This is a genomic window from Allorhizobium sp. NPDC080224 (assembly GCF_050281005.1).
In the GTDB taxonomy this organism is placed as follows: domain Bacteria; phylum Pseudomonadota; class Alphaproteobacteria; order Rhizobiales; family Rhizobiaceae; genus Allorhizobium.
In genome coordinates, this window is record NZ_JBNNWJ010000001.1 from 548,281 (window position 1) to 572,533 (window position 24,253).

A 24,253-nucleotide genomic window follows, 5' to 3' on the forward strand; every position below is an offset into this window, starting at 1 on the left:
GGGTTAAGAAACCGTTGCACTTGCCCCGGCATCGGGATTTAACTGCGATCAACTTGTTAAGGGGTGAGTTACCATGTCCATCGAAGATCCGCGCCTGTCCAGCATCGACAATACTTCCGCAGCCGACGAGTTCGACTCTGCGGTCGAGCAGCATCTGGGTTTCGCCAGCGAGACCGTAGAGGGAATTGAAGTGGCTGAGGCGGAAACGCCCGACGCCGGTCGCACCGATCGCCTGCCGGCTCAGCAGCCGGTTAACGTCGCCGCTGCGGCGATCCCGAGCGAAGTAGCGGCGAACGCCGAAAACATCGTGACCCTGCCGGCCGGCATCGAGCTCGACAATCTCGAGTTCCAGGTGGACGGCCAAAATCTGGTCCTCGTCCTGGCGGATGGCACCGAGATCACCGTGATCGGCGGCGCCGCCAACATCCCGACCTTTGTGATCGGCGATGTCGAGTTGCCGCAGGTCGCGCTCTTCGCGGCCCTCGAAGAGAGTAACATCAACGTCGCGGCCGGTCCCGACGGCACCTTCTCGGCCCAGGGCACGCCCAGCGCCAGCCGCAATTTCAATGACGATCCGATCGACGCCGGTCCGGAAGATCTGGCGCTGGCCGATCTGCTCGGCGATACCAGCTTCGGCGACGAGCTGCGCACGGGCGTGGTGTTCGGCGGCAATGGCCGTCCCTCCATCCCGACTCCTCTGACGACCTCGTTCATCTACGACGAGGCTGTCATCGCCGGCGGCGACGGCGTAAAGATCATCAGTGGCCGTCTGCCCTTCAATCCTGGGCGGGATTTTGGCACGATCTCTGCCATCGGTTTCGTCGGCGCGTCCGACGTGGACGAGGGGGATGGCCTCAAGGTTCTTGGCGGCTTCACCTCGGGTGGTCTTCCCATTACGGTCACGAGCTTCGCGCCCGTCGGTGCGGCCCCCAGCTTCTTGGCTCTAGAGGGCCGTGATTCTGCGGGCAACCTCGTCTTCACCATCACGGTAACCAACCGTATCACGGGCGACTTCACCTTCGAGCTTGTCGGCAAGCTCGACCATCCGGATGCTGGCAGCAACGGCTCACAGGATGATCTCGATGATCTCCTGCGCCTCGGCTTCACCTACACGGTCACCGACCGCGATGGGGATAGTGTCACCGGCACCTTCAATATCGACGTGCAAGACGATGCGCCGACGATTGGCGCCCCGGTCGACGGTTCGGTCAACGAAGACGGTCTCACGGGCAAGGGCGACGAGCCGAGGCTTGTAAAGCGTGTATCGGACTCGGAGTCCGACTCCGAAGGCGAATCTGCGGGCGCTTCCAGGGCAGAAGGTTCGCTCGCCATTCGCTGGGGAGCGGACAACGATCTGAAGAGTGAAACTTTGGGTGAAGACGGTAAGCCGATTGGGGACGATCCTGTCGGCCGTACCGTCGGCTTCACGGGTCTCGATACTTCCTCGACCTCCGCTCAAATCCAGGCAGCGATTCCTGGTCTCGCTGGTCTGAGTTCGGACGGTTTCCCGCTGTCCTACCGTATCGAGTATACGAAAGGCACTGACGGCAAGTGGAATGGCGGCTATCAGCTGATCGCATACAAGGCCTTCTTTGACGGTCCGTTCGAGGCGCTGCGTATCGAAGATGACGGTGGCCCGATCGCCGAATTCCCGTATCCGGTCGAAGGCGAAACGATCTTCATCGTCACGCTCAATCCGACGACAGCCAATGGCTCCTACTCCTTTGAGCTGATCGGCAATCTCGACCACTATGCGGCCGGCGGCAATGGCTCGGTTCCGTCCGAGACTGAAGCCTCGCGGGTATCTGGTTCGGAAACGCCGCGCAACCCGGTCGATTTCCTCGACATTGAGATCCCCTTCACTGCAACCGATTCCGATGGCGACAGCGCCGATGGCAAGTTTACGGTTCGCGTCGAAGATGATGAGCCGAGCATCGACCTCGTGGCCAACAACGAGCAAGAGATTATCCTTCAGACGCAGGACGGCGATACGATCCGTTCTGCGACGGACTATGCGTCGAGCACGGCAAGCTTTGGTGGTGTTTTCTCGATTGCCTCGTCGTCGTTTGGCGCCGACGGCCCTGGTCGCATCTCGATGAGTTATGTGCTGAGTCTGACCGGCAACAACGGCATGGACTCCGGTCTCACTCATGATGGCCGTGACATCAAGCTGTTCCTGATCAACGGTGCCGTCTACGGCAAGACGCAGTCTGGCGACCTGATATTCTCGATCTCTGTCGATGCCGAAGGCAAAGTAACGCTGGCGCAGTTCCGCGAGATCGATCACTCGCGTTCGGACAGCAACGGCCCCTACACGACCGATATCAAGGAACTTGCCGACAACCTGGTGAAGCTGACGGCGACGGTGACGATCTTCGATGGAGATGGTGACCGTGCCAGCGACAGCGAGACGATCGACCTCGGTGGCAATATCCGCTTCCAGGACGATGGCCCGCGCATCAACCTGGTTGCCAAGGACGAGCACAAGGTCATTCTGCAGACGCAGGATGGCGATACGATTGGTTCCGCGACAGACTATGCGTCGAGCAAAGCAAGCTTCGGTGGTGTGTTCTCGATTGCCTCATCGTCGTTCGGTGCCGACGGCCCTGGTCGTATCTCGATGAGCTATGCGCTGAGCCTGACCGGCAACAACGGCATGGACTCCGGTCTCAACCACGACGGTCGGGACATCAAGCTGTTCCTGATCGACGGTGTCGTCTACGGCAAGACGCAGTCCGGCGACGTTGTCTTCTCGATTTCCGTCAACAGCAAGGGTGAGGTGACGCTGGCGCAGTTCCGCGAGATCGATCACTCGCGTTCGGACAGCAACGGCCCCTACACGACCGATATCAAGGAACTTGCCAACAACCTCGTCAAGCTGACCGCGACGGCGACGATCTTCGATGACGAAGGTGACCGCGCCAGCGACAGCGAGACGATCGACCTCGGTGGCAATATCCGCTTCCAGGACGATGGCCCGCGGATCAACCTTGTTGCCAAGGACGAGCACAAGGTCATTCTGCAGACGCAGGATGGCGATACGATTGGTTCTGCCACGGACTATGCTTCGAGCACAGCAAGCTTCGGTGGTGTGTTCTCGATTGCCTCGTCGTCGTTCGGCGCCGACGGCCCCGGCCGTATCTCGATGAGCTATGCGCTGAGCCTGACCGGCAACAACGGCATGGACTCCGGTCTCAACCACGACGGCCGTGACATCAAGCTGTTCCTGTATGACGATATCGTCTACGGCAAGACGAGTCTCGGCGACGTTGTGTTCACGATTTCCGTCAACAGCAAGGGTGAGGTGACGCTGGCGCAGTTGCGGGAAATCGATCACTCGCGTTCGGACAGCAACGGCCCGTACACTGGCGATATCAAGCAACTCGCCAACAACCTCGTCAAGCTGACCGCGACGGCGACGATCTTCGATGACGAAGGCGACCGCGCCAGCGACAGCGAGACGATCGACCTTGGTGGCAATATCCGCTTCCAGGACGATGGCCCGCGGATCAACCTTGTTGCCAACAACGAGCAGGAGATCATCCTTCAGACGCAGGACGGCGACACCATCGGTTCTGCCACGGACCATGCCTCAAGCACGGCAAGCTTCGGTGGTGTCTTCTCGATTGCCTCGTCGTCGTTCGGTGCCGACGGCCCCGGTCGCATCTCTATGAGCTATGCGCTGAGCCTGACTGGCAACAACGGCATGGACTCCGGTCTCAACCACGACGGCCAGAACATCAAGCTGTTCCTGTATGACGGTATCGTCTACGGCAAGACGCAGTCCGGCGACGTTGTCTTCTCGATTTCCGTCAACAGCAAGGGTGAGGTAACCCTGACCCAGTTGCGGGAAATCGATCATTCGCTTTCGGAAAGCAACGGCCCGTACACCGGCGATATCAAGCAACTTGCCGACAACCTCGTCAAGCTGACCGCGACCGCGACGATCTTCGATGACGAAGGCGACCGTGCCAGAGACAGCGAGACGATCGACCTCGGTGGTAACATCCGCTTCCAGGACGATGGCCCGAGTGTGAAGTCCGGATCGCTGACGATCAAGGTTGATGAAGATGGCCTGCCGTCTGCGGCGCCCGACGCATCACGTCCGGGTGAGGTTGCCGGAACCGGTTCGGCCATGGCCTCAGGTGTCGCAGGGACCCTTACGGCACTCTTCGACTTTGGTGCCGATGGCGCCCATGCGACAGAAGCGATCTCGCTCAAGCCGACGACTTCGCCGATTGACTCCGGCCTGAATTCCCAAGGGGCCGACGTTCTGATCAAGGTGATCGGCAATACGCTCACCGGCTACGTCGCCAGCAGCCCGGAACGGGTTGTCTTTGAGCTCAAAGTCAACGCAAACGGCTCCTATGAGTTTAAGCTGAAGGGCCAGATCGACCATCCGTCGCTCGACGACGTGGCGAGTGGCGCGAATGGCGAATTCGACAATGCTGAAAACGCGGTGTCCCTGGACCTGTCGCAGTTCATCGTCGGCAAGGATGGTGACGGCGACACGGTGACACTGACGACCGGCAAGCTCGTGATCGAGATCCAGGACGATATCCCGGTCCTGACGACGGCGAACGAGGCAATCACCGTCATCGCCCCTGAAGTCGTTGACTCTGTCCCGGGCAAGGTGGCGAACTTTGTCCTGGTTCTGGATACGTCCGGCAGTATTGATCGGGATCTGTCCACGCTGAAGGCGCAGGTACAGGACTTCCTCGCAAAGGTCAGCCAGTCCGGCGCCAAGGACGTTCGCGTTCATCTCGTCGAGTTTGGTGAAGAAGGTTCTGCGGTCGGAACCTACGATCTGATCGTCAACGGCGTAGTCCAGCAAAACGCGCTGAACCAGGCGCTGCAGGATGTTCAAAATCTGAATGACGAAGGTGGCACCAACTACGAAGCCGGTCTCCAGCAGGCTCTGCAGTGGATCGAGGGCGTTGCGTCCACATCCATCGACGTGACCTCGACCCTGAAGTCGTTCGACGCCAACAGCGGTTCGGGCTACGATCGGGCTTATATCATCGGCAATGGATCGAAACAGATTGCTCTGGTGTCCGGCTGGAATATTCCTGGAAACCAGCTGGCGGACCTGATCAACGCCAATGGCAGCACGACGGGCGGTTTCGGCGCAAGCTCCGGTTTCAGCGACACTGACGTGGATCCCGGCCAAATGTTGCGCTTCGACTTCGGCGCGTTCGATGATTTCGACGGCCCGAACGGTTATGCCAATACTGGAAACTTCAGTGGCATTCCGGTCACCAGCGCGACATTCAAGCTGGACGACAACAATAACCCTGGCAACACGCAGTTCCAGTACAAGATCGTCTTCACAGACGGAACCTTCCAGTCATCCTCGGTCGTGGTCGGCAATAGTTCGACCGACGTCGTCCTGAGCGGCAGCGGCGCAAACAGCGGCAAGACCATCGCTTACGTTGAGTTCACGGTCGGTTACGGTTATGGTGATGTGGATCTGCAGTCGGTAACGACGCTGGCCACGCAGCCCGGCACCCTGCCAAATGCGCATGTCAATCAGCTCATCTTCCTGTCGGATGGCGAGCCGAACATGACGAACAATGGCAATGCCAACGTCAACCAGGCGATTGCGGCCATTCAGAACGAGCTCTTGGCGATCAAGACCGACGCTGACGGAAACGCCGGTCCGGATCAGGCGTTCAAGATCGAAGCCTTTGGCATCAATGCAAGCAACTCCGGCCTTGTCGTCCTCGGCAATGTCGAAGGCGGTACGGCGACGAACGTCAACAGCTCGGCCACGCTGTCCGCCGCTATGCAGAGCACGCTGAGCGGTCTTGCAGGCACCCCCGGCCAGACCGGTCAGCCAGCGGTCGGCGAATTTGATCTCGGCGCTCTCGTCAAGGGCGGTGCGGATGAGGTGGTCAAATTCAGCTTGAAGACCGGCACTGCTGCACTGGAGGCTCAGGCGCTCTCCGTCGGTGGAACGGCATTGACCTATGCCGTGGTCGGCAATGTCCTCACCGCCACGGCAGGCAATGTCACAGTCTTTACCCTGTCCATCGCAGCCAATGGTGAAGGCACCTTCACCCTCAACAAGCCGCTCGACGGCAACGCCGCAAAGGCAATCGACTTCTCCTCGATCATCCAGGCTGTCGATGCCGATGGCGACGGAGTTTCCCTGACGGCAGAGAAGTTTGTCATCACGGTGACCCGACCAGACGCCGTGCCGCCAACTGTCGTGTCTATCACCATGGATGATACGGCGCTCAAGATCGGCGATACGTCTACTGTGACGATCATCTTCTCCGAAGCCGTCAAAAACTTCGATCTCAATGACATGTCTGCGGAGAGCGGCATACTGACAGACTTGAAGTCTGAAGATGGCGGCAAGACTTGGACGGCGAAATTCACCCCGAATGCCGATCTTGAAGACACGACCAATGTCGTATCGGTGCTTGCTTCCTATACCGATCTTGCCGGCAATGCGGGCAGCGCGGCGACGAGCAACAACTACGCCGTCGATACGCTTCGTCCGACAGCGACCATCACTGTGGCGGATACAAGCCTCAGGATTGGCGAAACGTCGATGGTTACCATCGCCTTCAACGAGGAGGTTTCAGGGCTCGATCTCGCAGACTTCACCGTTCAGAATGGTTCGCTTTCCGGTCTCGCCTCCGCCGACGGCGGCAAAACCTGGACTGCCACGCTGACGCCATCTGCGAATATTGAGAACGCCGCCAACCTGATCGTCCTGAATAACGCAGGTGTACTTGATCTGGCCGGCAATGTCGGTGCGGGTACGAGCCAGTCTAACGGCTACGCCGTGGATACCGTGCGTCCAACGGCGACCATCGTGATCAATGACACCAGCCTGAAGATCGGCGAGACATCCCTGGTCACCATCACATTCAGTGAACCAGTTTCAGGCCTCACTACGGCTGACTTCAGCGTTGCGAACGGTATACTCAGCTCGCTTGAGACCACTGACAATATAACGTTCACTGCTACTTTCACGCCTGACGTGAACGTGGAGGATACTAGCAACCTCATCGTTCTCGACAACGCAGGTGTGGCGGACACCGCCGGAAATGCGGGGACCGGAACCACGGACTCAAACAGCTACGCAATCGACACGCTTGCGCCTGTTGTCCAGTCCATTGAGATCGATGACGCTGCCCTTAAGATTGGTGACGCTGCTACGGTGACCATCACGTTCTCAGAGGCGGTCCAAGGCTTCAGCAATGACGATGTGAACGTTTCGAGCGGTACTCTCAGCACACTGACGACGACGGATGGCAAAGTCTGGACGGGTACGCTAACGCCAGCTGAAAACACGGAAGCGGCGACCAATGTGATCACCGTTGGAACCGAGTTTTCTGATGTTGCCGGAAACGCAGGAACGGGATCGACCAGCGGCAACTACGTTGTCGATACGGTTCGACCCACGGTCACCATCACGCTTGCGGATCCGAACCTGACTTTCGGCGAAACCTCGCTCGTCACCTTCAGCTTCAGTGAAGCCGTGACTGCTTTCACCAATACCGATCTGGTCATTCAGAACGGTACGCTGTCTCCAGTCACCTCTAGCCCCGACGGAAAAACCTGGACTGCAATCTTCACCCCTGGTTCCGGTGTGAACTCTGCCACGAACTCGATCACTCTGAAGACGAACTCCGTCTTTGACCTCGCCGGGAACGGCAATGAGGGGGCGACGGCGTCCGGCAACTTCACGATAGACACGCGGCAGGCACCGACGGATATCATCTGGACGGCGGTCGATCCGGGTTCCAATCTGCCTCCTTCTAACAGGAAGATCGCTCAGCTTTCCGTTGTCGATCCTGACAACGCCAGCGGACACGTCTACGAACTCGTGTCTGGAGCAGGGATCCAAATCACGCCGAGCGGCGAAGTACGCACGATTGATGCAATCGCCAACGACAGTGTTTATACGATCGTTGTGAAGGTTACTGATCCAACCGGCGCCACTTACCTGGAAACGTTCAACATTCTGGGCGGCAAGAACCAGGGGGAAACATTGCCGGGGAATGAAAACAATCCGGTTTTGGTGGGTGATGACATCGTCTATGGCTGGGGAGGTCGTGACATACTGTATGGCGGAGACGGCGATGACACGCTGTTTGGCCAGAATGGAGATGACGACCTGTACGGCGGTGCCGGGAAGGATACGCTTTACGGTGGCGATGGAGACGACTGGCTGTACGGAGACCAAGACGACCTGCTTTTGGATGGAGGATCTGGCACCGACACGCTTTATGTCACCGGCGGGTTCACCAGCGCTTCCAACGCTCAGATTGTGAACATTGAAAACGTTCGTATGACGTCTAGCGGCGTGCTTAACCTATCAAACCAGACCGAGGGGTTCTCGATCACCGGTTCGACCGGTGCTGATGTAATCATTGGCGGTAGCGGCAACGACACGATTTCGGGTGGCGACGGCAATGATATTATCATGGGTGGCCTCGGAAACGACACTCTGCGGGGCGGCTCGGGTTCGAACACATTCCGTTGGGGTGCTGAGGCAGCCTCTTCGAGCAATTCTGATACGATCACGGACTACACTTACAGTTCAAATGGTATGGTGAGTGACAAGATCGACTTAAGCGCTCTGGTTCCAGCGTTCACTCACGGAGGTGTGTCGAGTTACGTCAGACTACAGAACTCGGGGAGCAATCTTCTTGTCCAAGTCGATGTGAACGGTTCCCTCGGCGGCGGAGCAGGCTGGACCACCGTTTACACTTTGACGGGTGCGAACGGATGGGGATCCGATAGCGTTCGAGTAGAGATCGGCGGTTCCAGCTACGTTATAACTGTGTCGTCATTGGGCGATAACTCTTACACCGCTGTTGCAGACCCGATCATCCTCGACCTCGACAAGAACGGCTTCGCCTTCTCGTCGATCGGCGACGGTGTCACCTTCGACATCGATGCCGATGGCAAGGCGGACCAGATTGCCTGGACCAAGGACGATGGCATCCTTGCCTATGACATTGATGGCAACGGCCTGATCGACAACGGCTCGGAGATCTTCACGCCTGATTTCAATGGCGGGAAGTTTGCAAGCGGCGTGGCGGCTCTGGCTTCGCTCGATACAAATGGTGACGGCGTAATCGATGCAAGCGACGATGCCTTCTCCAAGCTCAAGATCTGGGTTGATGCCAACAACAACGGCATCAGCGACGAAGGCGAGCTGTCGAGCCTCTTCGACAACGGTGTCACCAGCATCTCGCTCACCACCGACAACACCGGCGGTCAGGAAGATGGTCAGACGGTCTTCTCGAAGGGCACCTTCACCTTCGCTGATGGCTCGACCGGCGATTTCATGGAAGTTGGCTTCGATACGATCTTCGGGTCGGATGCGGATCCGCTGACGGTCATGGGAACGGATGGCGATGACATCCTGCATGGCGGCATGGGCAAGGTGGTGATGACCGGCGGTGCCGGCAACGACACCTTCGTCTTTGACGGAACGGCGCTGGACGAGCTCGATGTCGCCGATGTCATTACCGACTTCAACGGCGACGGCGACGTGCTCGATGTCACGGCCCTGCTCGACAGTCTGCTCGGTGAGCAGGCCTCTGCTGAGACCGCAGCCTCGCATCTGCGGGCAACGGTCGACGACGGCAACACCACGGTCAGCGTCCAGACCGGTGCTGACACCTGGAAGGATGTCGTGGTCCTGCAGAACCACGACACCGCCATCAAGGTGCTGTTCGACGACAAGCACACGGTCGTGACGCCACACGACTAAGACAGATAGTGGTTTTACTAGGAGAACGGGCGCCAGATCGGCGCCCTTTTTCTTTTCGCGGTTGTGCTGAAGTGGACTTTACTTGCCATCGATTCGAAAAGGACTCTGGATTTGCGCATGCGTTGCTGCCCATCGACAGTCGCGGGTGCTTGAATGGGTGTTGCGCCGGGGAGACAGTTCCCCCGCATCTTCGGGGTTTCACCTCAAAAATAGGGGAACCTTATTGCAGGGTTAACATCGGAGCCGGGCAAAATGATTCGAATGAACGTGCACAATAGTTGATGTTTACGGTGCCTAGTCGAATTTTCGAGTATTTCTTTCCTTCGGATTTGGAAAAACTTGAGTTTCGTTCCAACAGATCAAAATTGGGTGCATCTTTTGGACATGCCGATTGGACTTCCCCTCGACAGTCGCCCCGGTATATAACGACACCCAAGCAAGATTTGGGTAGGGGCAATCCGTTGTTTACGAAAAAGACTTTATTTGCAGCCTTGTACACCTCGGCAGCATTCGCCATCGCGTCTGTTGCCCCTGCCAGCGCCATGTCGCTGCAAGAGGCCATTCAGAAGGCGCTGACGACCAATCCGCAGATTTCGCAGGCGGTCCAGAACCGTGAGGCGGTCGAGTTCGAACTGCGCCAGGCGCGCGGTCTCTATCTCCCGTCGATCGATCTCGAGGCAAGCGTGGGAAAGCGCCGGCTCTCCAACGAGAGCACGGGAAATCTGACGCGGGACTACGAGGATTTTAATTCCTCCGAGGTCGGTCTTACGGTCACCCAGCGCCTCCTGGACGGCGGCGGTCGCCGCGCCCAGGTCGACCAGCAGGCCTCGCGTGTTGACGGCGCTTCCTTCCGTGTTCTGGAGCGTTCGGAGACGATCGCCCTGCAGGTCGTTCAGGACTATCTGGAATACATTCTGCAGGCGAAGATCGTCGGTGTCGCACAGCAGAACGTCTCGTTCCACAATGGCATCCTTTCTGACATCAACCAGGGCATCTCCGGTGGCGCGCTGACGGAAGTCGATGCGGTTCAGGGACGCGAGCGTCTCGCGGCCGCCCAGGCCCGCCTGCGTGAAGCTCAGGAAGAACTCGAGCTCACCAAGATCCGCTTCCTGAAGACGGTCGGTGAGCCGATCACCAATGCCAAGGTGCCGGGTTCGGTTGCCAAGTTCATCCCGCGCACGCTGGATGACGCCATCGCAACTGCCAAGGCCAACAATCCGCGCATCTATTCGGCCCGCGCCGACATCGATGCGGCTGACGCCGCTGTGCGTGCCGCCCGCTCCAACTATGCCCCGACCGTCGATCTCGAAGGTCGTGCGAGCGTCGGCAACGACGTGGGCACCAGCCAGGGCAACACCAACGACGTTCAGGTGCGTCTGGTCGCCCGCTGGAACCTCTATCGCGGTGGTATCGACCAGGCTCGTGAGCAGGAGCAGATCCGTCGCGCCAGCGAGCAGCGCTACGCATCCGATCAGGTTCACCGCGAGATCGAAGAGTCCGTGCGTTCGGCCTGGAATGAGCGCCGCAGCCGCGGCGAGCTCTCCCAGATCCTGAGCTCGCAGTCCTCGCAGAATGCCCAGCTCGTCTCGTCTTACGGCGAGCAGTTTAAGATTGGCCAGCGCTCGCTTCTGGACGTTCTCGACGCACAGAACACCCGCTTCAACACCAGCATCGTCGCAGAAACGGCCCGCGTCGCGGCCTTATTTGCGGAGTACAAGATCCTGGCGGCCTCGGGCTCCCTTCTGAAGACCATGAATGCGAAGCCGGTCGGCCAGACCGACGCATATGCGCGCAACGAGTTCTCCGTGAAGACGACCCCGAATGGGGCTTATGTCCAGCGGGATCCGCGGCAAAAGGCGGGAATTCCGATGGACCTCCTGGCGCCGCTCCAGTAAACGCCCATCCGATAGGATGACATGTTAAATTCGTTGATCGAACCGGCGGGCCCTCGTGCCCGCCTGAGCTTTCGTGCGTCATTCAAGGCTGTCGCCACATTTTACGGTCGGCCCAGCTCCGATACCGTACTGTTCTCAGGTCTGCCGGACGAAATCGTTGAATCTCTCGAACTCGACGATGTGGAACATGTCGCCGAGCGAATTGGCCTGCAGGTCATCCGGGTTGGCGAACGTGCGATCCGCGAGAACGATTTTGACTGTCCAGCGATTGTTGTCCTGAAGGATGGCGGCACGCTGCCCTTGCTCGAGGTCAGCGACGACGGCGTCTACACGCTTGATATTCGCGAGGGTATCGCTTCCGCCCGCCTGACGCATCAGGAACTCATGGCGCTCGGTCCGGAGTTCCTGTTCGCTTTCACGCTCTTCTATCGGAACGACACGGAAGACGCGCGGATCGGCAGTGCCGACGAGATCGAGAAGCGCCATTGGCTGGTGCGGGCGCTGATGCCCTATTGGCGCACCTATCTTCGGGTCATCCTTGCCGCGCTGTTCATCAACCTGATCGCGCTTGCCTCGCCACTCTTCACGATGAATGTCTACGACCGCGTGTTGCCCAATAAGGCAATTCCCACCCTGTGGGTGCTCGCGGCCGGCATCATGCTCGCCTATCTATTCGACTATCTGCTCAAGGAAGCGCGCGCCTCGTTGATCGACCACGCAGGTCGCAACGCCGATTTGCGCCTGTCACAGATGATCTTCGACAAGGTGCTCAATACGACGCTTGCCTCGCGCCCGATGTCGACGGGCGAATATGCCAATCGGGTCATGCAATACGAGTTTGTGCGCGAGTTTTTCACCTCGAACACGATCGGTCTGATGATCGATACGGCCTTCGTTTTCATCTTCCTGATCGTCATCTATCTGATCTCCGGCTGGCTTGCGATCATTCCGGCCGTAGCGCTGATCCTGTCGATCGCGATCGGACTTCGCGCCCAGGCTCAGATCGGCCACCGGATGGCAGCGGCGTCCAACGAGGCGTCGAAACGGCAGGCGCTTCTGGTCGAGACGATCTCCACCATCGAAACGCTGAAGAGCCTGCGCGCCGAAGCGACCATGCTGCGTCGCTGGCAGGAGTTGATGAAGCATTCGAGCCGCACAAGCGAAGAGATCAAGCACGTCTCGACGAATGCGATCAACCTGACGGCGCTCATCCAGCAGATTGTCGGCGTGCTGATCGTGATTGCGGGCACCTACGAATTCTCGGAGGGGCGCCTCGCCATGGGCGCGATCATCGCCACTGTCATGCTTGCCAGCCGGGCCGGCGCGCCGCTCGGTCAGATCGCAATGACGCTCGCGCGGTTCCGTCAGGCGACACTGTCGCTTAGAATTCTCGACCAGGTGATGGAGCAGCCGGAGGATCGTCCGTCGACGGTCGGTTTCGTCAACCGCGAAATCAAGCATGGTGGTTTCAGTTTCCAGGATGTGAGCTTTCAGTATCCGGGCTCAGACAACCCGGTCATCAGCAAGCTGTCGCTGACCGTCGCGCCCGGTGAAAAGGTCGGCATCATCGGCCGTATCGGTTCCGGCAAGACGACGCTTGGCCGTCTGCTGGATGGTCTCTTCGTCCCGACAGACGGGCGCGTGCTGATCGATGGCGTCGATATCCGCCAGTATCACATGTCGGAAGTGCGCTCGGCCGTCGCCGTCGCAGGCCAGTCCTCGGATCTCTTTTCCGGGACGGTCAAGGAGAACCTCCTGATCGGTCGGGCGGATGCCAGCGACGAAGAACTGCTCGAAGTGGCCCGCATGACCGGTGTTGAAGAGTTCGTCTCGCGGCATCCCCGCGGCTTCGATATGCCCGTCGGCGAGCGCGGTTCCAATCTGTCGAGTGGCCAGAAGCAGGCCATGACGATAGCGCGTCTTCTGCTGACCAGGCCGAAGATCGTTTTCCTCGATGAGCCCTCGGGCGCCATGGATCTGGCCAGCGAGCGTCATCTGATCAACCGTTTGTCGAATGCCTTCGACAAGAACACCACGCTTCTGATCGCAACCCATCGCTTCACGATGCTCGATCTCGTCGATCGTCTGATCGTCCTCGATAAGGGCCGTGTGGTGGCAGACGGGCCGAAGCATCAGGTTATCGAAGCCATGCAGAAGAAGGGCGTCAAGCCATGAGCCGTCCGGTTGCCGACACGCCTCCGTTCATGGCCCGCATGATCGTGGTTTTTGTCGCGTGCTTCATCGTGCTCTTTCTGGCCTGGGCGGCAATCGCCGAGATTGATGAAATCGCGAGAGGGGAAGGCAAGGTTATTCCGGTCTCCAAGACGCAAATCGTGCAGTCGTCCGAAGCAGGGGTGGTGGAAACCATCGCCGTTCAGGTCGGCCAGATCGTGCGCAAGGGTGAACTGATCGTCCAGCTCAACAATACGACGACGGAATCGTCGCTCGGCGAGTCCGTCGCAAAGGCGCGGGCCCTCGGCGCCAAGATTGCGCGCCTGGCGCTGGAAGAGGTCGGCTCCTACGACGTGGCCTTCGTCTGCCCGAACGAAGTCCAATCGGTCGCCAGCCAGGTTTGTGCAAATGAGGAGCGGCTCTTCGCCGCCAACAAGGCCGCCTATCTCAACAAGGCGGGCGTGCTGCGGGAACGCGTGCGTCAGCGCGAGAATGAACTGAGCGAGGCGCAGGCCAATATCGTGCGCCTCGAGCAGAACATCACCCAGGCGACGCGGCAATACGATCTGATGAGCCCGCTGGCCAAGAAGGGCCTTGTGGCGCAGACCGAGCTGATTGCGCTTGAGCGCGAACTGACGGACCAGCGCGGTCAGATCACGGTCTATCAGGAGAGCCTTGAGCGGCTGCGCGGCGCGGTAGAGGAAGCGCGTCTCCAGGTGGATGAGCTGGCGCTTCAGCTTCGTCAGCAGGCATTGACGGAAAAGGCTCAGACGCTCGCGGAACTCTCGGTCATTGACGAAACGATCCGTGGTGCGACCGATCGTGTCAGCCGCACCGATATCCGCTCACCGGTGGATGGCATCGTCAACACGCTCGAGGTCAATACGATCGGCGCCTATGTCGACCCCGGCACAGTCGTCGCGGGCATTGTCCCGACCGCAGACACGCTTCTGATCGAAGCCAAGATTTCACCGCGTGACGTTGCATTCGTGACGCGCGGCCAGAAGGCGATCGTGAAAATCACGGCTTACGACTTCTCGATCTTCGGCGGCCTAGAAGGTGAGGTAACCAATATCTCCGCCGACAGTATTGTCGATAAGGACAAGGGCGAGACCTTCTATCTGGTCCATGTCAAAACGGACCAGTCCGAGCTGATGCGCGGCGACAAGAGCTACCCCATCATTCCGGGCATGGTCGCCTCGGCGGAAATCATGACCGGCCGCAAGACCATCCTCAGCTATCTCATGAAGCCGATCAACAAGGCGCAATCCGTCGCCCTGACCGAGCGGTGAGCCATGGCCCTGTCCGATCGGCAAGCGTCTTACTCAGAACCGGCCGATGTGAACCCGGCCGCGATGCGGCATGTCGAGGAGCATGACGCGGAACCTAAATTCCGCGCGATCATCGGCAAGGGTGGAGCGCGGCGGGGTATCCGGCTGGAAAGCGTCTACTGGGATGGCCTCGCCTGGCTGCTGAATGGTTCGCGGCAATCCCTGGGCGATGTCGTGGAACAGGCTGCCGGCCAGATGGGCGAGAATGGCAACCTCGCATCCATGCTGCGCGTCCTTGCGTTCCGCTGGATGTGGCGTCGCCTATCACTGATGGAAAATGTCTACTCGGTGGAAAATCTGAATGCGCTGATCCAGGCCTGTCCGACGCCGGCCATCGTGCTCACGCGTGACAAGAAGATCCAGTTTTTCAACGAACCCTTCATGACCATGCTGAAGCAGAAGCTCGTGCTGGGCAATATCGCCCAGCTCTCGGCCGGCTTCCGCTTTGTTCTCGACACGCAGGTCGATGAAGCGCTGCAGAGCCTGTCGTCCAGGGGCAAGATGATAACCACCGGCTTCACCGCCACCTGTGCCGGAAAGCAGCTGACCGGCCAAATGAACCTCGCCATGGCTCCCAGCCATCAGAAGCAGATGGTCATCGGTTACGTCGTGCGGGGCTGAAGTCGAGCTGCGCGGCTGGGCGGACGATCCGCTCAGAGTTCCCCGCCTTCGCCCGGTGCGATGCTGTCGAAGCTCTTCATGGCCATAGCCTTACCCTTGGTGCGGGTACCATGCAGGAAGCCGCGGCCATTCGAGATGGAAAACAGCGGCTGGTAATCGGGCAGGCGGCTGTCCGCGAGAACCTGATCGCGCATGTTGTCCAGAATGTAGTGTGTTCCCTGGATCTCGACCGACAGGACGGCATGATAGAACTGCCGCTTCTTGTCGTAGAGGATGACGATGGTCATGTCCTGCAGCGAAAAGCCCTGTGCTTCGAGGACCGCCATTTTCAAGAGGGCATAGTCTTCGCAGTCGCCATAGCCGGAGGCGAGGGTCTGGGACGGCGAGGACCATTGATCCACCCGACCATGGCTGTCGATGTCCTTGCGGTACTTGATGCGGCGGTTCACCGCGTGATTGACGAGATTGAGCTTGTCGCGGAGCGATGACATGCCGCCGCCGGCCGATGTCTGGTGGACGACGGCATCCATGTCGAAACAATTGGCGCCGCCGCACCGAAGCGCGGTACCCTTGGCGATCTCGGCAAAGGTCGGTGCCGCCTTCTTCAGTGCGCCGAGTTTCTTGAAGGGAATGGCCACGGAGTTGAAGACGTCGTTGGTCGGGGTCTTGCGCTGGTTCGGCGCTACCTCCTTTGGCGCTTTGGCGACGGTGCCGGTGGAGAGCTCGTTGCGCATCGGCGCGATTGCGACCATCTGTGTGGCGACCGATTGGGCAACGGCCTCTGCGGTCTGCTCCCAGCGCTGTTCGATCTTGCCGAAAAGATTGGTGCCAAGTGAGCCTGCAAACGGGCTCATTCCGAGCACGAGTGTCTGGGCAACGTTTGAGTAAGACGTCATCGTGTGTGGCAGCATGGGAGCGGCCAGCGAGCCCGATGAAGCCAGGGTAGCCGCGACAAGGGCTGAGACTGCGACAATGTTCTTGTTCTTCTTGAGCATCGCTATTCTCCAATCTTTGCTTGAAGAATAGTGGCAATGCTTGAATTATCGGTTCGTATAGATAGCTTCTATACTTTAAATTTGCGTCGAAGTATTAGAGTAAAATGCGTTGGATGATTGGTATTTCTTGTTAACCAACGTGGCTACAATGCAGGAAACTGAGGCGCTCAAGGCGTCCGGCATGTAAGCCGTTCTCCTGTGTTGCCACTCGAGCCCAGCCCTTGCTTTTGCTGCAGTCTGCCCAGATATGGAACACCTTCGCTCTTGCTTCACCGAGTGCCAATGCTTAACGTTCGCCAACGCATCGGGAACGAGACTTGGCGCCATCATGGTCGGAATAGAACACTTTACGCGGAGCTTCCTGCGCGCCGGAGCTTCGGCTCTGCTGCTGGCCGCTCTCTCCTCTTGTCAGACCGATGATTTCAAGCCGAGCGCTGGTGAAGGCGGAGCCTCTGCGGCCGTGACGCCTGCCAACGATACAGGGCTCTATAACCAGACACTGGGATCCGGTTCGGTGAAGGTTGCCTATCTCGGCGTCCGTCGTGCCGATCAACCGAGCCGCCAGGCGGACAGCGAGTACCGGGATGGTGCCGCTCTGGCCGTGAACACGCTCGGATCCGACGTCGTGAAACTCACAATGCTTGAGACGACGGAAAAGCCGGAGGCCATCGAGGCCGCGACAAGGACCCTGGCGCGCCAGCAGGTATCCTTTATCGTCACCACCGCCCGTGGTGCGGAATTTGAAGCGATCCAGCGTGGCCTCGGCGGACTGCAGGTCCCCATGGTCGCATTCCAGACGAACGAGGCGGTCCTGCCTGAAAATGTCTATCCCTTCGTATCCAGTCCTACTGACAGCCTGATCGAAAGCGCATCCTTTGCAATGGCCGAAGGGGCGACCCATGCGGTGATCCTCGCCTCGTCTCCGGCAGAAAAAGCGCAGGCCGATCGCATCGCCACCCAGATCAAGGCCTTTGGCGGCAAGGTCGAGCCGGTTGTCGAATTGAGCGGCGGCACGCTGCCTGCAAAGGCTCTGAACTCGTGGAGCAAGGCCGACATGGTGGTACTGATGCCCGGCATCAAGTCGCCGGGCGACGTGCTGAAAAAGGCAGATGCCGCCAAGCCGCCGCGGCCGGGACGCAAGATTGTCGCAAGTGCCGTTCTGACGGCGCAGGACCTCAATGAACCGAAGCTGACCGGCAGCATCGTCTGTCGTTACGACCAGAACGTCCAGGCAAGGATCGGCAGCCGGTATATGGCAAGCTACGGCATGCCGGCCTCGGCCCAGGCCGGCTACGGTTTCGATGCCATGGCGATGGCCATCGGTCTCGCCGGCCGCTTCCGGGAGGCGGCCTTCACACCCGAGCAGCTCATGTCGCCGAATGGCTTTTCAGGCTCGCTCGGTGTTTTCCGGCTCGAAGGCGATCGCAAGGTCCGGCGCAATTGTGATATCTTCAAGGTCGCCAAGGGCTCCTATGTATTCTTCCAGAAAGCGCCCCCGACGCTGTGATCACCACAGTGTGACGTGATCTACGACCCCTGATCCTCCGTTTACATTGTCGTTAAACCGTCACATCCTGCGTGACGGACGAAAGATGGGTGTCAGACGAGGAGGTCTGGCGCACAAACGGTCTGGGATCGGAGCAAGGCATAATGAACGGCGCACAATCGATGGATGCGGGCCAACGCTACGCAGGCACGCTGCGCATCCTCCATTGGCTGATTGCAGTCCTCGTTCTCATGACCTGGCCGCTTGGCCAGATGATTGGATTCGTGAAGGACGACGTGAAACTCGATTTCTATCTGATCCATGAAAGCCTGGGCTTCCTGGTCCTGTGGCTGATGCTGGTGCGGATCGGCGCAAGGCTGACGAGCGGGGCGCCTCTGGTCGAGGCGCCGCCTTTGGAAAAGGCAGCTGCCCACGTGGTGCACGGGCTTCTCTACTTGTTCCTGATCGTCATGCCGGTGTCCGGGTTTCTGGCAACCAATGCCCATGGCTTTCCGCTCAAGTGGTTTGGTCTCTTCACCGTCTGGAGCCCGATCGGCAAGTCACCGGAAATCGCCTTTACCCTTTCGGCGATCCACACATGGAGCGCATGGATCATTTTGGCTCTCTTTGCGTTTCATATTGCGGCGGTGGTCTTTCACCACGTGATCCGCCGCGACGGTACGCTTTATCGCATTTTGTAAACTATCCGGGACAGGACCTCGATGCGTAAGATCGACATGACGGACCAGCTTTGGGCGCGCCTTCTTGCGATGCGCGGCAGCGCAAGCCAGACCGGTGCGGACGAAGGCGATCCCGTCATGGCGCTGTACGCCCCGATTGCCGCAGCCGAGCGCAGCTTTGTGCTTGCGCAGGTCGGACAGTCGCTCGATGGCCGCGTGGCCACGCCATCAGGTGACGCACGCGACATTTCCGGAAGCGACGGCATCGCCCATCTTCATCGCTGTCGTGCGCTGGTCGAAGCCGTGGTCGTCGGTGTCGGCACCGTCAAATGCGACGACCCGAGGCTTTCCGTCAGGTCAGTGAAAGGCCCCAATCCCGTCCGCGTTGTGATTGACTGTCGCGCGGAACTGACCGGCGACGAACGCCTGTTTCGCGACGGCGGCGCACCCGTCATTCTCGTGCAGGGTCATGATGCACCGGTCAAATCGCATGGAGCCGACGTCATCCGTGTTCGCAGGGGCAAGGGTGGCCTCGATCCTCAGGACATTTTGGACGCACTTGCGGACCGCGGCTTGCGTCGCATCCTCGTCGAAGGCGGCGCACGCACGATTGCCCGCTTCATCGAAGCCGATCTTGTTGATCGCCTGCATGTCGCAATTGCCCCGCTGATCATTGGCTCAGGACCTGCCGGCATCGCGCTATCCCCGATCGACAAGCTCTCGAGCGCTCATCGGCCGGCTGCCAAGGTATACAGCCTCGGCAGCGACATCCTGTTCGATTGTGATCTGAAAAACTCAGCTGTTTCAGTGTCGGGGGAGCGCGAGCATATCCGAGTGGCCGACCACGCATGAGCTTCCGGCCTCTGCGATCTTTTCGAGCCTGAAGCCCAGCCAGTCCCTGATTTGTACGTCTGTCAGAGAACCGATCTCCAAAAGCGGTTGTTCGAGCCCCTCGAGGAACGCCGCCTGCAAGTCACCTTCATCCGGACCCATGACCCAGGGACTCGTGGCAACAGAGACTGAATAGCCCAAGCGTTCGAACGCTTGCTTCAGATGCGCGGTCGCGTCCGGACCAAGTGCCGGCCCAAAGCCCTTGTCGAAATGCTGGTGCTGATTGAAGTCATTGGCGACCTGTTGGTCGAGCGGATGAGCAATGGACCACTCCATGACGCCGTCATAGTTCAGCGCGGCATAGACCCCTGTATTGCTTGCTGAGAGTATCTCGGCAAAGTGATCGCAAAACTCTGCTGAACAGAGATCGAAGAGAGCCGATGCCGTGACCACGCTCACCTCGGTCAGCGGCAGCGTGTCGATCTCGTTCAGATCGAACTGGCGAAAAGAAACATTCTGTTGATCTCCGATACGGCGTTCGGCTTCCGCCAGCAGCAGCGGGTCGTAGTCGAGCAACTGCCATTTAGAATGGGCCGGGAAGCGATGTGCCAGGCTCCGCCAGGTCGAGCCGGTGCCGCAGCCGATGTCGAGTATGTAGGAGCGCTCTATGCCGGCGAGATGCTGCGACAGATGCTCGACCAGCGACTTTGCCCGCGCCCTCATATCCACAGGTTCGCGCAGCGCCAGCCAGTCCTTGTTGAAGCCACTCATGAAATACCATCCAATGTGTTGGAGATGATTGCTGCCGTGTCAGCCCATGTTGGCAAGAGGCTGCCCGCTTGAAGGGCCGCCGCAGAGCGCGTCTCCCGTTCCTGCGAGCTTTGCAGCAGACGACGGAGCGCCTCTCCGAAAGCCGGCGCGTCATCGACCGGCACCAGTATGCCCGCGTCGGAAGGAACCACGTCTGGAACGGCGCCGGCGTGGCAGGCCACGATCGGAAGCCCGTGAGACAGCGCTTCTGCAAACACCATTCCATAGCCTTCATACCGGCTCGCAAGCGCAAAGATGTCCGCCGAGGCGAAGTGGACCTGTGGATCATCAACCTCGCCGCGCAACTGAACGCGGGCTTCCAGGCCCAGCGCTTCCACCTGTCGCGCCAACGCTTCGCTCGTCGAAGGATCGAGGCTCTTGCTGCCAATGACCACGGCCTGCCAGTCGAGATCCTCGACCGATTTGAGAGCCCTTAGCAGCACGTCATGACCCTTGCGCCGGGTAAGCGTGCCGACTGAGAGGATCTGCGGGGCCGCATTAACGACGCGCCTTACGTCGCTCTTGTCGATGCCAGGCAGGGCGACCGTAATGCGGGAGGACGCGACCCCATAGTTGGATGCAAGCTCACGTGCCGTCATCGGCGAGGTGACGATCACATGCCGGGCTGCTGCCAGCGCATTCTGTTCGCTCTGGCGGAAGCGCTGCTGCTGCTCGTCCGGCAGCCCCGTTTCAAGCGCAAGCGGATGATGAACAAGAGCAATGATCCGGAGCCGTTCGGCATGGGCTCCCGCCCAGGCATCGAGGACGCCGAAGGCAAGGCCGTCGATCAGAACGAGCGTCCCGTCCGGTATCGACGACAGCGCAGTTTCTGCCCCTCGCAGCGTGTCTGCAGTGGGAAATGGAAAACCCTCGCCCAATGGCAGGAGTGTTATCTGCCAACCGAGTTTACGCAGTCCATCGAGGACCTGGCGATCATAGCCATAGCCGCCGGTCTTCAGCGAAAGATCGCCCGGATAGGCGAACACGAGGGAACGGTTCAAAGATCGGCCTCGTACCAGCCACGCGCTGCATGGGATTCGTGCAGCATCACCTTCAGGCGGCAGATCCGGTGGCTGCCGGGACCGAGGCGCTTGTCGGACACAGCCTGCGCCAGCTGGTCGAAGATGTGTTTTGCGATGACTTCGGTCGTGCTGACCTTACCTTTGAAGACCGCAAGCTCGTCCAGGTTCTGGTAGTTCAAGGGCTTCAAGACCTCGGACAGAACGGTGGTCGCCGCGCCGATGTCGACGGCGAGGCCATCTTCGTCCATGTCCTTGGTGAAAAAGGCCGCATCGACAACGAAGGTTGCGCCATGCATCCCCTGTGCAGGCCCGAAGACCGGACGCGGCAGGCTGTGGGCGATCATGATATGGTCTCGGACTTCAACAGCGAACATGAGATCTCTTTCGTCAGTAACGGATGCGATGGCACAGGGTGTCCTGTGTGGAGAGGATACGAGCGTAGGCGTCTGGCAGTTCAGAAAAAGCGGTTTCACCTGAGATAAGGCGCTCGAGACGCGGATCCAGGAGCAGTTCCAGCGCCTTGCTCATTCGCCGACGATAGGTCCAGCGAGCCCGGCGTGAGGACGGGATGCCGCCGACCTGCGAACTGACGAGGGACAGGCGGCGGGAATGAAATGCGCCGCCCAGGGGAATGCTGACCATGCGGTCGCCATACCAGCTGGCTTCAACAATTCTTGCTTCAAAGCCCGCATGGGCGATGGCGTTTTCCAGTGCTGCCGGGGCTGCGCTGGCATTGATCAAGATGTCGAATTCCCCCTCGATCATGTCAGGTTCGGCAAATGTGAGGTCCAGATCGGAGGCGAGTTTGCGGCGCGTGGGGTCCTTGTCGATGAGGACAGTCTCTGTGCCGGCAATACGCGAGGCGAGATAGGCGACGAGTGTCCCGACAACGCCTGCGCCGAAGACGGCGACGCGGTCGCCCGGCTGCACCCCTGCATCCCACGTGATGTTGAGCGCAGTTTCCATATTGGCAGCAAGCACCGCCCGCCGCGGCGGCAGCGCCTCCGGTAACAGGGTGACTTGCTCGGATGGCAGGATGAAGCGGTCCTGGTGGGGATGGAGGGCAAAGACGTTGCGACCGACCAGGTCTGGTGGACCTTTCTCCACCTCGCCGACGGCTGCGTAGCCATATTTGACGGGAAAGGGAAACTGCCCCTCCATATGCGGTCCGCGCATGCGTTCGAACTCGCTTTCAGGGACCGCGCCCTTGAAAATCAGGGCCTCCGTTCCGCGGCTGATCCCGCTGTAAAGCGTCCGCACGAGCACTTTGTCCTGAGCAGGGTTGCCGAGCGGCTCATGCCGTAGCCGGCAATTTTCCTTCGCCTCGAACCACAGCGCAGCCGCCGTATCTCCGGTGGATACGGATTGTTCATTTGCCTCAAGCTTCAAACTGCGTGTCCCCCACCCTAAATATGCAGACCAATGGAACGTATTGCCGAAGAAGACATTTTGTTCCGTAGCCGCCATCAAAATAAATTTATGGCGGATGCGCAAACCGTCGCTGAAACTCCGGCGTAATGGTTGCCACTGATAGGGAGAGTACGCCTCATGTCTAAGTCCAGCCATTCCGCTTTCCAATTCTCAACCGCCGAAATCGAAGTAGAACGCGCCGTCGCCGAGCTGCGCTATGGCCGACCCGTGGTCGTCACGGAGGGGGAACGAAAGCTTGCTGTTCTGGCGCTCGACTGTGTGGCACCCTCGCTTTTCGATCAATTCGGGGCCGTTACCGAAAACCGCCATGGTCTCCTCCTGACTGCGCCCCGTGCCGGTCGGTTGGGGATCGGAGCCGAACAGGATGTCATCACGCCGCTCGCCGGCCTGTCTTTCGATGATGCCTCGCGACTGGCTTACACACTTGGCGCTGAAAAGCCTGCATTGTGGCAGCCGGCGGATGCCCTGGCGACGCAGACGACAGAACTCGCCCGCCTGGCGCTGTTGCTCCCGGCCATGGTGCTGGCGGATGTCACGACCATGGCAGATCGGTTCGGCGGTTGCTGCGAGATCGCCTCCAGCCGTTTGAAAGGCGCGGATGCCGCCCGCCAGCGCTTCGACCAGGTCGTGCGTACCCGCGTTCCCTTGAAGGATCTTGGTGATGCCGATTTCGTCGTCTTTCGCGGTGGATTGGCTCAGAAGGATCAGGTCGCCATCATCGTCGGCAAGCCGGATGTCACCAAGACGGTGCCGATCCGCATTCATTCGTCCTGCCTCACCGGTGATCTCTGCGGCTCCCTGAAATGCGATTGCGGCGACCAGCTGCGCAACGGTCTTGCTCTGCTGAAGCAGGCGGGCGGCGGCGTGCTGCTTTATCTCGACCAGGAAGGGCGCGGCACGGGCATCGGTGCCAAGATGCGCGCCTATGGCTATCAGCATCTCGGCCTCGACACGATCGATGCGGATGCCGAGCTCGGGCTCACCGAAGACCATCGCCGTTATGAAGCAGCCGTTGCCATGCTCCGCCATCTCGGGATCGCGAAGGTGGCGGTCTACACCAACAACCCGACCAAGATCGCCGGCCTGAAGCTCGGCGGCATCGAAGTCGAGGCAAGGGCGCCGGTCACCGGTCGCGTCACGGCGGAAAACGAAAACTATCTGCGCACCAAGACCTTGCGCGCCGGCCACATGCTGGATCTGGAAACTCTGGTCGCGGCAGAATAAGCTCCAAGCGGGC

Annotated in this window: 14 protein-coding genes; 9 read left to right on the top strand and 5 right to left on the bottom strand. The window is 59.6% G+C overall.

Translation table 11 applies throughout. From position 1 onward, the window contains the following. Positions 1–73: 73 nt before the first annotated feature. The 5 genes from ACQKP1_RS02705 to ACQKP1_RS02725 all read left to right on the top strand — a co-directional run bounded on the left by ACQKP1_RS02705 (position 74) and on the right by ACQKP1_RS02725 (position 15,761). The gene (locus tag ACQKP1_RS02705; RefSeq protein WP_427274107.1) at positions 74–9,742 is read left to right on the top strand and encodes an Ig-like domain-containing protein; all 9,669 of its coding nucleotides are present in this window, start codon (positions 74–76) and stop codon (positions 9,740–9,742) included. A gap of 542 nt (positions 9,743–10,284) precedes the next feature. Continuing rightward, positions 10,285–11,637, top strand: a complete 1,353-nt coding sequence (locus ACQKP1_RS02710; RefSeq protein WP_427276382.1) for a TolC family outer membrane protein — start codon at positions 10,285–10,287, stop codon at positions 11,635–11,637. A gap of 21 nt (positions 11,638–11,658) precedes the next feature. Then, complete coding sequence (locus ACQKP1_RS02715; protein ID WP_427274108.1) at positions 11,659–13,812, top strand: type I secretion system permease/ATPase; 2,154 nt, start codon at positions 11,659–11,661, stop codon at positions 13,810–13,812. After that, the gene (locus ACQKP1_RS02720) at positions 13,809–15,101 is read left to right on the top strand and encodes an HlyD family type I secretion periplasmic adaptor subunit (protein WP_203019604.1); all 1,293 of its coding nucleotides are present in this window, start codon (positions 13,809–13,811) and stop codon (positions 15,099–15,101) included. Before ACQKP1_RS02715 ends, ACQKP1_RS02720 begins: the two co-directional genes overlap by 4 nt. A 3-nt stretch (positions 15,102–15,104) precedes the next feature. Then, positions 15,105–15,761 carry a ribbon-helix-helix domain-containing protein gene (locus ACQKP1_RS02725; RefSeq protein ID WP_246754060.1) on the top strand — a complete coding sequence of 219 codons (657 nt, stop codon included), beginning with the start codon at positions 15,105–15,107 and terminating at the stop codon, positions 15,759–15,761. Between the two features lie 32 nt (positions 15,762–15,793). Here the strand turns inward: ACQKP1_RS02725 and ACQKP1_RS02730 are convergent, their stop codons facing one another. After that, positions 15,794–16,756 carry a transglutaminase-like cysteine peptidase gene (locus ACQKP1_RS02730; RefSeq protein ID WP_203019605.1) on the bottom strand — a complete coding sequence of 321 codons (963 nt, stop codon included), beginning with the start codon at positions 16,754–16,756 and terminating at the stop codon, positions 15,794–15,796. A gap of 328 nt (positions 16,757–17,084) precedes the next feature. On the opposite strand from ACQKP1_RS02730, the gene ACQKP1_RS02735 reads away from it, so the two are divergent. The 3 genes from ACQKP1_RS02735 (at position 17,085) to ACQKP1_RS02745 (ending at position 19,774) form a co-directional block, all read left to right on the top strand. Further along, positions 17,085–18,263 carry a hypothetical protein gene (locus ACQKP1_RS02735; RefSeq protein ID WP_427274109.1) on the top strand — a complete coding sequence of 393 codons (1,179 nt, stop codon included), beginning with the start codon at positions 17,085–17,087 and terminating at the stop codon, positions 18,261–18,263. A gap of 143 nt (positions 18,264–18,406) precedes the next feature. Further along, on the top strand, positions 18,407–18,943 hold the full coding sequence (locus ACQKP1_RS02740; RefSeq protein ID WP_427274110.1) for a cytochrome b: 537 nt from the start codon (positions 18,407–18,409) through the stop codon (positions 18,941–18,943). Between the two features lie 21 nt (positions 18,944–18,964). Continuing rightward, the gene (locus tag ACQKP1_RS02745; protein WP_427274111.1) at positions 18,965–19,774 is read left to right on the top strand and encodes a RibD family protein; all 810 of its coding nucleotides are present in this window, start codon (positions 18,965–18,967) and stop codon (positions 19,772–19,774) included. Here ACQKP1_RS02745 and ACQKP1_RS02750 read toward each other — a convergent pair. Genes ACQKP1_RS02750 through ACQKP1_RS02765 form a run of 4 tightly spaced genes read right to left on the bottom strand, consistent with a single transcriptional unit; the run spans position 19,727 to position 22,974 of the window. Continuing rightward, positions 19,727–20,524, bottom strand: coding sequence for a class I SAM-dependent methyltransferase (locus ACQKP1_RS02750; RefSeq protein ID WP_427274112.1), 798 nt, complete (start codon positions 20,522–20,524; stop codon positions 19,727–19,729). The two genes, ACQKP1_RS02745 and ACQKP1_RS02750, sit on opposite strands and share 48 nt — an antisense overlap. Next, a complete protein-coding gene (locus tag ACQKP1_RS02755; protein WP_427274113.1) occupies positions 20,521–21,564 on the bottom strand; it encodes a glycosyltransferase family 4 protein in 1,044 nt (347 codons plus the stop codon). The genes ACQKP1_RS02750 and ACQKP1_RS02755 overlap by 4 nt, the downstream gene beginning before the upstream one ends. Next, a complete protein-coding gene (locus ACQKP1_RS02760) occupies positions 21,561–21,959 on the bottom strand; it encodes a 6-pyruvoyl trahydropterin synthase family protein (protein WP_427274114.1) in 399 nt (132 codons plus the stop codon). Before ACQKP1_RS02760 ends, ACQKP1_RS02755 begins: the two co-directional genes overlap by 4 nt. Before the next feature lie 13 nt (positions 21,960–21,972). After that, on the bottom strand, positions 21,973–22,974 hold the full coding sequence (locus ACQKP1_RS02765; RefSeq protein ID WP_427276383.1) for a zinc-dependent alcohol dehydrogenase: 1,002 nt from the start codon (positions 22,972–22,974) through the stop codon (positions 21,973–21,975). 159 nt (positions 22,975–23,133) lie between these two features. Between ACQKP1_RS02765 and ribA the strand changes: the two genes are divergently transcribed. Next, entirely contained in the window at positions 23,134–24,240 is a 1,107-nt protein-coding gene (ribA, locus tag ACQKP1_RS02770; RefSeq protein ID WP_427274115.1) for a GTP cyclohydrolase II RibA, read from the top strand. The last annotated feature ends 13 nt before the right edge of the window (positions 24,241–24,253 follow it).

Coding starts and splice junctions, on each gene's coding strand:
- ACQKP1_RS02745 (WP_427274111.1), top strand. CDS start 18,965: ATGCGTAAGATCGACATGACGGACCAGCTTTGGGCGCGCCTTCTTGCG.
- ACQKP1_RS02740 (WP_427274110.1), top strand. CDS start 18,407: ATGAACGGCGCACAATCGATGGATGCGGGCCAACGCTACGCAGGCACG.
- ACQKP1_RS02750 (WP_427274112.1), bottom strand. CDS start 20,524: ATGAGTGGCTTCAACAAGGACTGGCTGGCGCTGCGCGAACCTGTGGAT.
- ACQKP1_RS02720 (WP_203019604.1), top strand. CDS start 13,809: ATGAGCCGTCCGGTTGCCGACACGCCTCCGTTCATGGCCCGCATGATC.
- ACQKP1_RS02715 (WP_427274108.1), top strand. CDS start 11,659: ATGTTAAATTCGTTGATCGAACCGGCGGGCCCTCGTGCCCGCCTGAGC.
- ACQKP1_RS02725 (WP_246754060.1), top strand. CDS start 15,105: ATGGCCCTGTCCGATCGGCAAGCGTCTTACTCAGAACCGGCCGATGTG.
- ACQKP1_RS02705 (WP_427274107.1), top strand. CDS start 74: ATGTCCATCGAAGATCCGCGCCTGTCCAGCATCGACAATACTTCCGCA.
- ACQKP1_RS02730 (WP_203019605.1), bottom strand. CDS start 16,756: ATGCTCAAGAAGAACAAGAACATTGTCGCAGTCTCAGCCCTTGTCGCG.
- ACQKP1_RS02760 (WP_427274114.1), bottom strand. CDS start 21,959: ATGTTCGCTGTTGAAGTCCGAGACCATATCATGATCGCCCACAGCCTG.
- ACQKP1_RS02710 (WP_427276382.1), top strand. CDS start 10,285: ATGTCGCTGCAAGAGGCCATTCAGAAGGCGCTGACGACCAATCCGCAG.
- ACQKP1_RS02735 (WP_427274109.1), top strand. CDS start 17,085: ATGGTCGGAATAGAACACTTTACGCGGAGCTTCCTGCGCGCCGGAGCT.
- ribA (WP_427274115.1), top strand. CDS start 23,134: ATGTCTAAGTCCAGCCATTCCGCTTTCCAATTCTCAACCGCCGAAATC.